The organism is Rossellomorea sp. FS2 (assembly GCF_047915635.1).
Lineage (GTDB): Bacteria > Bacillota > Bacilli > Bacillales > Bacillaceae_B > Rossellomorea > Rossellomorea marisflavi_A.
In genome coordinates, this window is record NZ_JBLRVS010000001.1 from 264931 (window position 1) to 278858 (window position 13928).

18 protein-coding genes and 1 pseudogene are annotated in these 13928 nt (G+C 50.6%); all 19 read left to right on the forward strand.

From position 1 onward, the window contains the following. Positions 1-16: 16 nt before the first annotated feature. The 19 genes and pseudogenes from ACNA6I_RS01425 (at position 17) to ACNA6I_RS01515 (ending at position 13871) form a co-directional block, all read left to right on the forward strand. Positions 17-1588 carry a phage portal protein gene (locus tag ACNA6I_RS01425; protein ID WP_416312843.1) on the forward strand — a complete coding sequence of 524 codons (1572 nt, stop codon included), beginning with the start codon at positions 17-19 and terminating at the stop codon, positions 1586-1588. Between the two features lie 21 nt (positions 1589-1609). Beyond that, positions 1610-2191 carry a hypothetical protein gene (locus ACNA6I_RS01430; protein ID WP_416312844.1) on the forward strand — a complete coding sequence of 194 codons (582 nt, stop codon included), beginning with the start codon at positions 1610-1612 and terminating at the stop codon, positions 2189-2191. 30 nt (positions 2192-2221) lie between these two features. Further along, positions 2222-2581, forward strand: a complete 360-nt coding sequence (locus ACNA6I_RS01435) for a hypothetical protein (protein WP_416312845.1) — start codon at positions 2222-2224, stop codon at positions 2579-2581. A 70-nt stretch (positions 2582-2651) separates the two neighbouring features. Further along, positions 2652-3668: a major capsid protein gene (locus ACNA6I_RS01440; RefSeq protein ID WP_416312846.1), complete on the forward strand. Its 1017-nt coding sequence runs from the start codon at positions 2652-2654 to the stop codon at positions 3666-3668. A gap of 52 nt (positions 3669-3720) precedes the next feature. Beyond that, entirely contained in the window at positions 3721-3894 is a 174-nt protein-coding gene (locus ACNA6I_RS01445; RefSeq protein ID WP_416312847.1) for a hypothetical protein, read from the forward strand. Positions 3895-3908: 14 nt separating this feature from the next. Next, positions 3909-4283, forward strand: a complete 375-nt coding sequence (locus ACNA6I_RS01450) for a hypothetical protein (protein WP_416312848.1) — start codon at positions 3909-3911, stop codon at positions 4281-4283. Further along, complete coding sequence (locus ACNA6I_RS01455; protein WP_416312849.1) at positions 4280-5089, forward strand: hypothetical protein; 810 nt, start codon at positions 4280-4282, stop codon at positions 5087-5089. The genes ACNA6I_RS01450 and ACNA6I_RS01455 overlap by 4 nt, the downstream gene beginning before the upstream one ends. Further along, a complete protein-coding gene (locus tag ACNA6I_RS01460; protein ID WP_416312850.1) occupies positions 5089-5472 on the forward strand; it encodes a hypothetical protein in 384 nt (127 codons plus the stop codon). The genes ACNA6I_RS01455 and ACNA6I_RS01460 overlap by 1 nt, the downstream gene beginning before the upstream one ends. Further along, positions 5472-5843, forward strand: a complete 372-nt coding sequence (locus ACNA6I_RS01465) for an HK97 gp10 family phage protein (RefSeq protein WP_416312851.1) — start codon at positions 5472-5474, stop codon at positions 5841-5843. The genes ACNA6I_RS01460 and ACNA6I_RS01465 overlap by 1 nt, the downstream gene beginning before the upstream one ends. Before the next feature lie 11 nt (positions 5844-5854). Continuing rightward, the gene (locus tag ACNA6I_RS01470) at positions 5855-6313 is read left to right on the forward strand and encodes a hypothetical protein (protein ID WP_416312852.1); all 459 of its coding nucleotides are present in this window, start codon (positions 5855-5857) and stop codon (positions 6311-6313) included. An 11-nt stretch (positions 6314-6324) separates the two neighbouring features. After that, positions 6325-6732: a phage major tail protein, TP901-1 family gene (locus ACNA6I_RS01475; protein ID WP_416312853.1), complete on the forward strand. Its 408-nt coding sequence runs from the start codon at positions 6325-6327 to the stop codon at positions 6730-6732. 110 nt (positions 6733-6842) lie between these two features. Continuing rightward, a complete protein-coding gene (locus tag ACNA6I_RS01480; RefSeq protein WP_416312854.1) occupies positions 6843-7130 on the forward strand; it encodes a hypothetical protein in 288 nt (95 codons plus the stop codon). 35 nt (positions 7131-7165) lie between these two features. Continuing rightward, a pseudogene (locus ACNA6I_RS01485) lies at positions 7166-7237 on the forward strand (phage tail assembly chaperone); the annotation flags it as partial. Positions 7238-7240: 3 nt separating this feature from the next. Further along, a complete protein-coding gene (locus tag ACNA6I_RS01490; RefSeq protein ID WP_416313230.1) occupies positions 7241-7465 on the forward strand; it encodes a hypothetical protein in 225 nt (74 codons plus the stop codon). Further along, positions 7462-8121, forward strand: coding sequence for a phage tail tape measure protein (locus ACNA6I_RS01495; protein WP_416312855.1), 660 nt, complete (start codon positions 7462-7464; stop codon positions 8119-8121). The genes ACNA6I_RS01490 and ACNA6I_RS01495 overlap by 4 nt, the downstream gene beginning before the upstream one ends. A 523-nt stretch (positions 8122-8644) precedes the next feature. Next, complete coding sequence (locus ACNA6I_RS01500) at positions 8645-8944, forward strand: HNH endonuclease (protein WP_416313205.1); 300 nt, start codon at positions 8645-8647, stop codon at positions 8942-8944. 178 nt (positions 8945-9122) lie between these two features. Then, positions 9123-10781, forward strand: coding sequence for a phage tail tape measure protein (locus ACNA6I_RS01505; RefSeq protein ID WP_416312856.1), 1659 nt, complete (start codon positions 9123-9125; stop codon positions 10779-10781). Beyond that, a complete protein-coding gene (locus tag ACNA6I_RS01510) occupies positions 10778-11524 on the forward strand; it encodes a phage tail domain-containing protein (RefSeq protein WP_416312857.1) in 747 nt (248 codons plus the stop codon). Before ACNA6I_RS01505 ends, ACNA6I_RS01510 begins: the two co-directional genes overlap by 4 nt. 43 nt (positions 11525-11567) lie before the next feature. Next, the gene (locus tag ACNA6I_RS01515; protein WP_416312858.1) at positions 11568-13871 is read left to right on the forward strand and encodes an SGNH/GDSL hydrolase family protein; all 2304 of its coding nucleotides are present in this window, start codon (positions 11568-11570) and stop codon (positions 13869-13871) included. Positions 13872-13928 lie beyond the last annotated feature (57 nt).

Below are 13928 nucleotides of genomic sequence, written 5' to 3' on the forward strand. Positions count from 1 at the left end.
GAAAGGAGGCGATTGCATGGTCGATTTCAACATACTTTCACCGCCCGACATGGACGACTTGCTTTTTTCGCCGTATCGTCAGGCGCTAGGCTACGAAACACACGCGCGAATTCAGCAACAGCTTGAAAACTACGCCTACTATCACGGCAATCAGCACGTTCACCCCGACACGGGCCAGCTCGTCAAAGCGCATGAGCTGCCGAGGCCACACGAGCTCGACTACGACCCGACGCGCTACGCCACGAACTATTTCAAGGCGGTCATCAAGCGCAAGGCACGATGGCAAATGGGCGGTCAGCACGGCCTAAGCGTGGCGCCTAAGCAACTGGACGACGTGCTAGAAGCGGCTAAGCCCGACTATGAGCCGTCGCCAGCACAGGACGCCGAGAACAAGCGCGCCGAGAACTACGAGCGCCTGCTTTACCGCCTGTGGGACGAAAACAAGATGCGCGAAAAGCTCCTGCAAGCGTCACGCGACCGGTTAATCGCCGGCAGGGTTGGCGCCAAGATCGTGTTTAACCCGAACAGCGGTAAATTGCGATGGGTGTTTCGCCCCGACTCGGAAATTGTGCCAGTTTATTCCGACGATGATTTCGAGGAGCTAGAGGCGGTGCATTTCGTCAAGCAGGTGACGGAGGAAGGCGAGGAGTTACTGCACAAGCAGACATTTTCGCTAGAGGCTGGCGTCTGCTACCTCGAAGAAGCGATTTACGACTACGACCTGTCGGTCAAGCGGGTCATTGTCGCCAAGCAGTCGATGGACCTCGACTTTATTCCGGTCGTGTTGTTCCCGATAAACGAGCTAAGCGGTGAGGACATCACGAACTCGGAAATCGAGGACATGAAGGAACAAACGCGTATCCTCAACACGATGAACGAAGACGCCATCGACTCGCTGAAGTTCGAAATGTTCTCGATGACAGCGCTAATCAATGCGCCTGAGGGAACGGCCGACAAGGTAAACATTGCGCCAGGAGCCGTGCTGGAAATGCGAGGCACGCAAGACGGGCAGAATCCGGACGCTAAGAAAATCGAAGGTGGTTTTCGCTGGAAAGAGGCGTTTAAAGATCAATACGCTCGCGTTAAAGGCGCCCTGCACGAAATCACATCGCTGCCTCAAATCGTTCCGCAAGAACTCAACTTTGGCGGACTAAACGGCGAGGCGCTGCACATCCTGTTTCACGACATCATCCAGGAGACGGAAGAACACTGGCTATCGTGGGGACCGCGTTTGGCGGAACTGCACGAGAAGTCCATACGGTACTTGCAAGCCCGAACCGACCGTAATGTATTCGCGTACGACCGAGAAGTCGTTAAAAGCATAGGCGACGATTACAAAAACGAAGTCAGATTCGTGCTACCACTGCCGGACAATCGCAAGGAACTAGTCGACCTCCTCACGCTTGAAATGGGCGCAGGGCTCGAGTCACAAACCGGAGCAATGACGCGACTAGGCGTTGAGAACGCTCAGGCAAAACGTAAGGAAATCGAGTACGAAGCGAATCAGCAACGAATCGCGGCCGACCCTTACAACGAAGCATCGCAAACGGGCGGTGAACTTGCCGTCGAACAAATCTCGTCCGAGTGACGTTAAAAAGGAGTTAATCGCATGAAAAAATATCCGAATCTTTTACCACTTAACTTGCAGTTTTTCGCAGAAGAACCCGCCCAAGGCTACGACAATCCACCGGCAGCGGAGCCGTCAGAACCGCAAGAACCGAAAGTAGAAAACAAGATTCCATACGACAGGTTCAAGGAGAAAGTCGACGAGGCGAACGAACTGAAGCGAAAACTGGCGGAAATAGAGGAGGAACGGGCGAAGAAAGAACGCGAAGAGCTTGAGTCGCAAAACAACTACAAGCAACTTTACGATACCCTTCTCGCTGATACCGAAAAGCTAAAGGCGCAAGCCGAGGCGGCAACACTCGAAAAGGCAAAAACCGACCTGCTCGTTCAAGCCGGCTATACGGGCGAGCAGTTGGATCGCGTACGCAAATATTTGCAAGGTACCGATGAAGCATCGCTGAAGGCGTCACTTGACGAAGTGAAGGCCGACATCCCGCCGAAGTCAGTCGGAGTTGATCCAAGCGCAGGTAACACGCCAAATCATCCACCGAAGCAAAAAGACCCGGCGGACACTGGCCGCAGCCTTTATCAGCGATTGAAAGAAGCAGGAAAAATCAAGCGCTAATTGGCGCAAAACAAATAGGAGGAATATCGAATGGCATACAATCTTCAAACTTCCCAAACGTCTTTCAAAGGCGGAAAAAACATTCTCGCGTCTGAACACGTACAATTCGTCGAAGCAGGTGCGACACTTAAAGGCGGTCAAGGTGTGCTCCAATGCGGTCAAGCAATCGCAAGGGCTACGGCTGACGGCAAATGGGTGAAATTCGTGGCTGCAAACGTTGCTAACTACGACGACTTCGGAATTCTGAACGTCGATGCTGACGCTTCAGTTCACGACGCTATCGTTGGCGAGGTCATTGTTCGCGGATCAGTGTATGACGCCAAGCTAATCGGTGCAGCAGCCGAGTTCAAGGCGAAGGTTCCAAACATCCGTTTCGTAAAGCACATCTAATCGAGGCGCTTCCGAGTGAGGCGTCTTTTTTGTACCCAAATTTAATCGATAACTTAGGAGGAATATAAAAATGGCAGGACTATTACATTTGCAAGAATTCCAATCCGCAACACTTCGCGGACTAGTAGACGAAACAGTACAGGATTCGGTGCCTACGTTGGCTGACCGTTTCTTGCCGAACATGAACGTGTATTCCAATACGTTCGCGTACGACATCATCAAGGCGAACAAATACATCGGTGCAATGATCGGCTACGGTTCCGAGCCACCGGTTGTTGACCGTGACGCAGTAGCAAGCAAAATGGGCGAAATCGCGAAGATGGGTCTTAAATACATCGCGACAGAAGAAGAGCTACTTAGGCTTCACCAAGCGCGTAACGAAGGCGAAAAGTCTCAAATGATCGAGAAATTGACGCTTAAAGGTGTCGACCTTGTTCAAGCGATTCAACGCAGAATCAACGTCATCAAAATGGAAGCCCTAACGAAAGGTAACTTCGCTTATAACAAAAACGGCGTAAAAGTTTCCGTCGACTTCGGTATTCCAGCCGAGCACAAAGAAGCTCTTACTGCTGGCGACGACTGGAACGAAGCTGACCGCGACGTAATCGGCGACCTTCTTGGATTCGTTGAAACTTACGAAGCTACTAACGGTCGTGCCCCGTCCGTCATCCTAATGAGCCGCGAAGCTAATGCGAAACTACTTCGCAACAAGGTCATCGTTACTGAAGCGGGCCGTCCGGAAGGTTCTTCCCGCGTCAGCCAAGCCGAGCTCAACGAAGTCCTAAGCGGATTCGGTCTACCGCCAATTCAAATCGTCACTGACCGCAAAGTAACGGTCAAAGACGTTTACACTGGCCAAGACGAAGTAATCGAATTCTTCCCGGCTAATCGCGTTGTTATGCTCGCTGAAGGAGTCGGAAACTTCCTACTCGGCCCAACGGTTGAAAACAACTTCCAGCCGGGTATTCACCTCGACGCTTACGACAAGAAGGAGCCAATCGAGTCTATTCTACGTGCGGTAGCTGCCGGATTCCCTGCGCTTGAAAACCCTGCGCTAATCTTCCACGCTGACGTATACACTGCATAATTAACGGGCGTCCTTCGGGGCGCCTTATTTACTTAAACGGAGGTGTTCAAACTTGGCGAAAACGAAAATCGAAGTCTTAAACGCGGTCATTGATGGACACAAACAGGGCGAACAACTCGACGTCGATGCAAAGTCGGCGAAACATCTTATCGCGATTGGCTATGCGAAGGAAGTCGAGGAAAAGCCGGCGCCTAAGAAACCGCCAGCAAAGAAAAAAGACAAATAAGGAGGGCGTTGTGAATGGCGACACTAGCCGAAATGTCCGAGCGCTTGTTCAAGCGGTTTAAGGGCGTGCCCAACATAACGCTCGAAGATGCAACGGACTGGACCGAGGACGCGATGCAAGAACACGGCTTCACTGTCGTCAGCAACGTTCCGGCCGATAAAGAACGATTGATCCTACTTTACGCTCAAGCTCAGGGCGCTCACCAAATCGCAATCTCCACGGCTCACTACTTCACGTACACCGACGGCGAGGAGCAAGTCGACAAGTCGATGATTTCCGAGAACTACCGCAATCTTGCAGAGGACCTACGCAACCAATACGACAGGCTTAGGGCGGAAGGTGCCGGCGGAGGCAGTAAGTTTAAAGCGATGCGGAGACTTGACCGATGAGCAACCAAGCCGAACTCGACCGTATTCTTCGCAACCTGGCGACCGACTACCGGAAACTCAATGCCAAGCAGCAAGCGTTCATGATTCGCGAAATTGGCCGAATACGCCTCGAAATCAACGACATGCTCGCAGACTACGCAACAGCCGACGGATTAATTAAACGGCAGCGGCTCAATACGTTATTGCGAGACTTGGAAACGGTGGAGAGGAACGTGCGAAAGACGGGCATCGCGACGCTTGAACAAATCATCGGCGAAACGTCGGACTTTACGACAGGCGCGCTCAGCTCCGGCATAGTCAAAGCGGTGGGTGACGCAGCAATCGCAGGCATCGCGTTTAACCGGCTCGATGAGCGCGTGTTGAAGTACGTTACAAGGCGTTTTGGCGACGATGGGCTAGTGCTAAGCGACCGCGTCTGGAACCTTGCAGGCGACCAGCGAGACGCCCTGAGCAAGGCGCTACGAACGGCCATTGTGCGAGGCGATTCGGTGACGGAAATGATTGCGGCGGTGAGGCGTGTGTACGACAACGAGACGTGGAAGATTCGGCGGTTAGTGGTTACGGAAGGGGCTACGGCCCAGCGTGTGAGCGAATCGTATTTCGCGCAAGAAAGTCCGGTCGTGCAGGCGCTCAAGATTCATCGCGGGCGAGCAAACCGGCCGAATCACCGATGTACGCAGCTCGAACTCGAAGATCGATATGGCCTCGGAGCTGGCGTCTATTTGCCGACGGATTCCGAAATCTTTAACCCACACGTCAATTGCACGTCTTACTACACTTACGTTCTGAAGGAGAGGTGGCGCTAATGTTATCGCGAGAAGATATCGAAATGATCCGAAGCACACGGGCGGAAATAACGCATAATCGAACCGAGCCCGTGACGCTGATTCACGTCGTGCCTGGCGCCACTGACCCGTGGACGGGCGAACCTACTGGCGACGAAGAAGTTGCCGAAGTAGTCGACGTGGTATGGAAGGAATACTCAAGCGTGGCGGTGGGCGAGCGGTCGGTCATTGGCGGAATCGAGCTAAAGGAGAACGACGTGAAAGTATCGTTTGAGCCGACGATTGTGCTGAGCGATGTGTCGAAGATCATGCGAAAAGGCGAGCCGTACACGCTCGTCACGGTCGACGAAAAAGGGCTCGGCGGACTGAATCGCTACGAGGCTATTGCGAGGAGGATGACGTAATGGCAAAAGGCGGATCAGTTAAGTATACGATTACAGCAAAAGGGGCGGCCGAGGTAATGAAGGCGCTGGGTGCTGAAGGTGCCAAGGCGCTCGAAGACCGGCTCGACCTTATCGTCGAAGCTAACGCGGTAAAAATCGCGAATGAGGCGAAAGAGAACGCACCGGAGCGCGACAGGTTTCTGAAACGGTCGATTAAGCTGTACGGCAAACCGGTACGACTCGAACGCACAATCGGCTCCAATATGCCGTATGCTCAGCGCCAGGAATACGAGCACAAGTCCAAGCGCGGTTACTTCCGGAAAGCGTTGTGGAGCGGCCGTGAGCCGTTTCGCAGCGCCATTCAGAACGAAATCAAGAAGCTGGGACGCTAGGAGGTGCGGAATTGTTACACGCAATCACATACTCAATCGTCACGCATTTAAAGACCGCCGTACCAGCGCTCAAGGACGTGGTTTGGCTGTACGACGGCATATCGCTGACAGGACGGGCTAAGCCGTTCATGACGGTCGAGCAAATGCAAAGTGACCAAAACGTCACGACTAAGGAACGCGAGTACTTCGAGCGTGTTTACCACTTTCAGCTCGGGCTCATGGCGGAGTCTATAACGCAACGATCGCAACTGAGCGACATCATAAACGAGGCGCTTCTTCGCCCAAACATCAAGCTACTAGATACGAGTCAGTTTCCGGCAACGGACGCTGGCTCTTTTTATTGCGACGTTTTAGCTATCACGCCAATGCCGGTCGAAACAGTCACCGACGAAACGAACAAGCATCGCGTTTACTTTGACGTCGAAGTGTACGCGCTATTTAAGAACGGCGAAAAAGAATTCAAACAATAGGGGGAATTTACATGGCAGCACGCGGAGTCAACTTTTTACTCTTCGTCAACACCGGAACAGCCGAGGCGCCAATATATACAAAGGTCGCCGGACAAAAAGGCGGAACGTTCAACCGGTCCACTGACACCATCGACCTAACATCGAAGGACAATTACGGCTGGCAGGACGAGGACTACGGAATCGCTTCGTGGTCAATCGAGGCTGACGGTCTTTTGGTCGAGGACGATCTCGGCTATCAGGCGCTAGAAGATGCGTTTGAAAACAAGGAAATCGTGCTAGTGCGCTGGCAAACGGCCGCAGGCACGAAGTACGAAGGTGACGCAATTATCACCGACTTCAGTTCCGAGGCTCCTTACGATGACCAAGCGACATACTCCGTCACACTGAACGGAAAAGGAAAATACGAAAAATCACTTTAACAAACGGCGGGCCTCAGGGCTCGCTTTTTACTTAACAGCCGAAGGAGGCAAACGGAATGGCTACAACTATTCAACTAGGCGGCAAAGAGCGCGAGTTGCGATTCACGTACATGTCGATGAAGTCGCTCGAAGCACACTACGGAAAGTCAATTCAGCGAGTATTTGACGAGGACTTTAAGGACGGCGGACTGGACAGTGTAACGATGCTTTTGTGGGCGTGCCTGCGAAAAGAGAAGCTAACCGTCGCGAAAATCGACCAGCTAATCGAGGACTCAATCGAAACCGAAGAAATCACGATGAAAGATATTGGCGACAAACTCAAGGTGGCGATCGAGAATTCAAAGGTAGTCAAAGGGATCAAGGCGGATGAACAAGGCGACGACGAAGCAAAAAACTAGACGGAGGTTGGGAATCGCCCGACTATGACGAACTCATGGCGAGGGCTTTCGGATATCTCAACCTCCGGCCCGACGAGTTTTGGCACATCACACCGCGAGAGTATTGGAACATGATGACCGGCTTTAATTTGCGCCAGGAGCTCGAATGGCAACGCACGGCTCAGCTCGCATCGTGGGTCATGTCGCCACACTCCGGCAAGAAAACGCCGACAGCCGACAAGTTGCTCGGCAAAGGAAAAGGAAAGCAACGACAACGCAAAGTCGTTTCGATAGAGGAAAAACGAGCCACGCTTGATGAGCTCGAACAAACGTTAGGGAAGGCGGTGAACGAATGAGCGGTTTAAATATCAGCTTTAAGATCAGCGCGATTGACGACTTCAGCGACACAATGAAAAACCTCAGCTCGCAAACCAGTAAAGCGCTCGACACCGCCGGAACTATCGGAAAAGGAATGACGGCGGCAGGAATCGGAATGGCTGCCGGGCTTGGTTTGGCGGTTAAGACGGCAACTGACTTCGAATCACAAATTTCACGGGTAGCAGCCATTTCGGGCGCATCAGCAAGCGAACTAGACCAACTCCGCCAGTCGGCGATGGAACTAGGGGCGGCATCGTCTAAGTCGGCGTCAGAGGTAGCGAAAGGTCAGGAAGAGCTCGCCAAACTCGGAATGAGCACGCAAGAAATAATCAGTGCTATGCCGGGCGTTATCTCGGCGGCGGAAGCGTCAGGGTCGGATATGGCACAGACAGCGGAAGTAATGGCGTCGTCCTTGAACATCTTCGGACTTGAAGCGAGTGAGTCGAGCAGGGTTGCCGACATTCTAGCGCAAAGTGCGAATAACACGGCGGCCGACATCACTGACCTGCAATTCGCGTTAAAGTACGCAGGCCCTCCGGCAGCAGCGCTAGGAGTCAGTATGGAAGAAACAACGGCAGCAATTGGTTTAATGACTAAACAACATTGGTCGGTTGCGGAGAAATCCGCGGCATAAACAATCGGGAGAATTCGGTGAAGGCTAAAACTTGCGAGTGACCGGAGGTGGTTGCTTGGAGAAAAGTTGTAAACAATGCGAAATGAATTTCACTTCAAAAACGAAACACTCTTTGTATTGTTCGTCAAAATGCAGAAATCAAGCAAAGAAAAAAGTTAGGATATGTAGTTACTGTGGGGATAGTTTCTTGAGCAAGAATAAAGAAGCTAAATTCTGCTCGAATAGATGCGGAAGCTTAAGCCGTTATGCTGATAACCACGTTAAACTTTCTTGCACCGAATGCGGAAAGGAATTTACAAGAATAAAAAGTAAAGTCCGTTCTGATTCTTCGTTCTGTAGCGTTGAGTGTATGCACGGAGACAACAAACCGACTAGATTTTCGTCTGTTGAATTAAACTGCGATAACTGCGGGACGGTGTTTTTACGCCAACCTAATGCTATCAAGGACGTTAATTTTTGTAGCGCGGATTGTTTTCACCAGCACGCTAAAGAAACGGGTAGTAGGAGAGGAATTAATAACGGCATGTATAACGAAGAGCTAAGCGCATCGGAGCGGGAGATAGGCCGAAATTACTCCGATTACTACGATTGGCGTAACGCAGTGTATAAGAGAGATAAATTCACATGCGTATGCTGCAAGAAACAGGGCGGCGTGTTAAACGCCCATCATATCCTAAACTACTCTAGCTTCCCGGAACTTAGGACAGATTTAGATAACGGTATTACTTTATGTAAGACCTGCCATCAGTCTTTCCACTCGAAGTACGGGCGACGAAACAACAACAAGGATCAATTAAATGAATTCATTCGCAAGTCAAGCTAATACCGAGCCGAGCCACGCAGGGATGTGTGGAAGGTGTAGAGACTAATCGCGTACCACTAGATCAGTGATGTGGCGAACACGAGAACCCGACACCCTAACGTAGAGCCGAGGGTGAAGATATAGTCCGATACTCCGTGGAAACGCGGAGAGTTACGGATAAAGAGCCGTAACGGAACAAATGAATGCAGGCATGAAGGGGGAACAGGCTGGTACGACGCTCCGTGGCGCGCTACTAGGACTCCTCGACCCTTCCGAAGAAAATTCGAAATTGATGGAGAAAATGGGGATTGCAATCACGGATAACGAAGGCAACTTCGTCGGACTCTCAAACCTAGTTAAGAATCTTGACGACTCGATGGCGGGTATGACGGACACACAAAAAGCAGCTAACCTGTCAGCCCTAGTTGGGCGGGAAGCTGTTTCCGGAATGCTTACGCTTATGAAAGCAGGCCCCGAGACGATCAACGAAATGACCAAGTCGCTTGAAAATAGCAAAGATGCGTCAGCCAAGGCTGCAGCGAAAATGAAAGACAACCTCGGCGGAGCATTGCTCGAACTAGAGGGCGCGTTTGAAACGTTCATGATTACGATTGGTACGGCGCTAACACCTGCGATTCAATGGGTGGTCAACTTGATCCGCAACATGATAAACGTGTTTAACGAAATGCCAAGCGGAATGCAGACGGCTTTAGCTATCCTCGCGGCACTGACGGCAGGGTTCTTACTGTTCGTTGGCCCACTGTTAATACTACTCGCAGTAATTCCGTCGATAGTCGCAGGGTTTACAGCAATCGCAGGAGTAGTCGGTCTTACCGCGTCAGCCCTTCTCAGTATCATTGGCGTAGTGGTTGCGGTTGTCGCAGGCGTCGCACTTCTTATCGCAGGACTCGTACTCGCCTATAACAAGATCGAATGGTTCCGTAATATGGTGAACGCGGCCTGGGAATGGATAAAAAACGCGACAATGGTGGCGTTCAATTTTGTCAAACAAATCGTAATGCAAATCGTATCGGCAATCGTTGCGTTTGCAGGCGAACAACTTGCGAAATTTGGTGCGCTTTGGGATAAACACGGAGCGTTTATTATGTCGACAGTTCGGACTTACTTTTCGCTGGTGAAGGACTACATTCAAATTGTGATGGCCGTAATAAAGGGCATATTTCAAACAGTTTGGCCAATTTTGTCAAATATTGTAAAAATTGCCTGGGGTCTAATAAAAACGATTGTAGGCTCGGCCATAGACGTTGTAGTCGGACTAATCGACGCAGCCATGTCGATTTTACAAGGCGATTGGAAGGGCGCGTGGAGCGCAATAAAAGGAATAGCCGAAGATATTTGGCACAACATCGAGTCATTCTTCAAGGGTATCGACCTGGCTCAAATCGGTAAGGACATCATTCAAGGCCTAATCAACGGAATGGGCGGCATGATTGGGTCGGTTAAGTCGAAGGTCAAGGAAATCGCCGGCAAGATTCCAGACGGAGTCAAGTCGCTACTCAACATTCACTCACCTTCGCGAGTCATGCGTGAGCTAGGCGGTTACACGGCGGAAGGTCTTGCGATTGGTCTAGGCGACGGAATCAGCGACGTTGAGCGAGCATCGGCGAACATGGCACGCGCAGCTATACCGAACATCGGCGCAGGCTCATATGGCGCTTCAGTAGGCGCAGGCAACTCGATGACATCAAGCGCAGGCTCAGGCTCGAAGCAACCGGCGATCATTCAGCTCGTGCTACCAGACGGACGAGTTTTGGCGGAAGCGTCCCACGACGACATGCAACGATTATTCGCGAACAGCTTTTCGCAAGAATTACGAGTGAACGGGGTGAAAGGATGAATTTGATTATCGAACGGTTGAACGGCACGCAATACTCGTTCGCCGACTACGGCATTAAAACGCTCGACTTCGTGATAGATTCGCCTGAGCCTCGAATCTCAACGGAGGAAGGCGAAGGGCTCGACGGCTACATCGACTTGGGGGCTACGTTTGGCCCCCGAACAATGGCCGGCGAATTTGTACTAAACGCAGGCACTACCGACGAGTTCGCCACGGCACGGAACGCAGTTTTTCGCTTGCTCATGTCGCGCGAACGGTTTTACCTGATGGACGAACGCGAGCCTAACCGACGCTGGCTAGTACGTGTCAGCAGCCGATTCTCGCTCGAGCAGATACGCCACTACGGCATGTTTGCGGTGGACTTCGTATCACAGTCGTCTTACGCCGAATCAGTTAGCGAAACAACCGACACCTTTACGACTAAAACTTTTCGCCTCTGGAACGACGGCGACGTTGCGATTGACCCCCGCCAGCATCGGCTCAAGATAACGTTTCGCGGCAGCTCGACCGACCTACGGATTCAAAACGTCACGACTAGCGACGTGTGGACGTTCGCAGGCAACTCGGACATTGGGCGGGTAATTTACCTCGACGGAGTTCGGGCGATGCGAAACACCACGAACATTTTCCGCGACACAAATCGAAAGCTGATTACACTGGCGCCAGGGTTCAACGATTTCATTATCGGAGGCACGAGCGGCGCATTCACGATCGAGTTTAAATACCGGAGTTTATATATCTAAGGAGGCGAAAGAAGTGGAGGTAACATCTAAACGCAGAATCACGGTGGACATTCGCAAAAATAACAAGGTCGCTATTCCGTCGTTCGTGCAAGGCGACACTAACGTCGTGGAGTTCGAAATTCTCGACAATGGCGTGGCGGCCGACCTGTCGACGGTGGGTAAGGTTGTGGCGAACTACAAGCGCCCCGACAAGCACGTCGTCACTCGCGAGGCAACCTACGCTGGCAATATCGTAAGCTATCGCATGGGTCAGGAGGAAATGGAAGTTGCGGGGCTTGGCGAGGTAGAGGTGCAGTTCTTCAACGCAGATTATTCGAAGCGCGTGTCGACGTTCGCCGTGCGGATCAACGTGGCGCAGTCGGTGGGCGAGGCGGCAGAACTGTCGGATGAGCTTGGGAACACGCTACTGCAAGACCTACTCGTAAAAGGCGATTATGCCGAGGAGCAGGCGAAACAGGCGGAGGCAGCGGCAAAGACGGCGTTGACCAACTGGCTGAGTCCGGTGGCGAATAAAGCGGCGGTGGACGCGATTGCAGGGCCGAAGCTTGGCGATACAGTGCAGACGAATGATAACGGGTTTGTTTATCGATATGACGGGACGAAGTGGGTAAAGACGCAGGAGTATGGGGCGACGGCATTGGCGAATGTTAATGCACAGTTGGCGGGAAAATCGTCATTAACAAAACCTAACTCTGCTCTTTTGTATTCAAGAGCTTTACTTGAAATGAAAGCTACACCGGTGGGCTCTCTTGACTCAGCAAAAAGGGCGGTTAGTAAAAAGAATCTCAAGGTAGCCATTGTAGGTGACTCCATTACCGAGGGAGCTGACCTTGTTTCAAGAGAAGATGCCTATGCGAACCGTTTTGCAGAAAAATTAAAGAAAGAGCTTCCTGGCGTAAACGTAGATTTCTTTAATTTCGCACTTAGCTCAAGAAGGATAAGTGATTTCACTAATCCAGAATTTAAGGGTATGGAGACTGATCCCACCGACAGACACGCCGGCTTTTGGAGAACTTGGTCAGTGCTGGGTAAATCATGGAGAGATCATATTAAAGATTTCGCTCCTGATCTTCTAATAGTCGCTTTCGGTATGAACGATACAGGCGGAACCACGCCTGACGAAGCAGAGTTCAATCAATTGAGCGCATTAAAAGGGTTTGTCGAGGGGATAGCATCTAAACCTAGTATGGCATTTGTTACGCCATTCATGCCTTCGTACAATCATTCGCAATCTCAAAAAGCTACACTATCAGTAGCGAGAGCCATTAAATACTTCGCTAAAGAAAACGGTCATACATTGGCGGATGTTAATCGAGTATACCGTATTATTCGTGACGGAATAGACGATGACACACGTGAAACAACAAAAGAGGTAAACTTTGAAAAATTCAATACAACGCAATGGGCAGGGGATAAGTCCTCCTTTACTTTAAATGGAGCGAACTTAACTCCTATTGTTGGGGCAACGAACAAGTTCATTGAGAATACGCGTGCGTTTTATAGTGGTAGCATTGAATTGAGCTTCTTAAGTAAAGTTGAGGGGGCAGAAGGGAACCTTCGAATCGAGTATAGAAGGGACTCTGCATACGGAAGAATGACCTTAATTGTAGTACCGGGGCAGGCGAATGGAGAAATAACTTTGTTTAAGACATCAACAAGTAGCACTCTTATCGCGAACAAGAAGAACTTAACTATCCCAAAGGATATCGTTCACAAGATTCGTATTGAAGCTGAAGACAACAATCACTCTGTCTATTTAAACGGTGTGCTATTGTTTGCGGTTAAGTCGTACCAAAAACTTCATGAGGGTTCTATCCGCATAGGATCGGACCAAACCGTGCCGGGATTAGCTAATCTTTCAATACAGTACAAGGATTCAGTTAAGGGTGACCCGTTATACACGGAAGCAGAAATGTTAGGTGTTGTCGGTGGAAGTCAATCCGGAAATGGTTTAAACCACCCTACCGGCCAAGGTCACGCATTATTCTACGCCCCTACTCTTAATGGTATAATCGAAGAATTGAAAATTACCCCATTAACTTCAGTCGCTACTCCCGAATTGAAAAACGGGTGGGAACCGGTAAGCGCAGGAATGCCACTAACTGTTACCAAAAGTGGTAACGTGGTAAACATTAATGGGTTTATTAAGTCCGGAACGATAACTGCTGGTACAGTGTTATTCACGATCCCATCTGAGTCTGCACTAAATGTACGGAACTTTTACCCGGTATCAACAACTTCCGGAGGAGGATCAGTTGAGTTATCACCTGCTGGGGACGTTAAAGTAGGCGCTGGGGCTTGGACAAATACGTGGATTGGGATAAACATCATGTATTATCTGGTATAAATAATAATTCCCTCTCTTTTATGTAAAAAGTAGCAAAAAATATGTTAATATAATCCT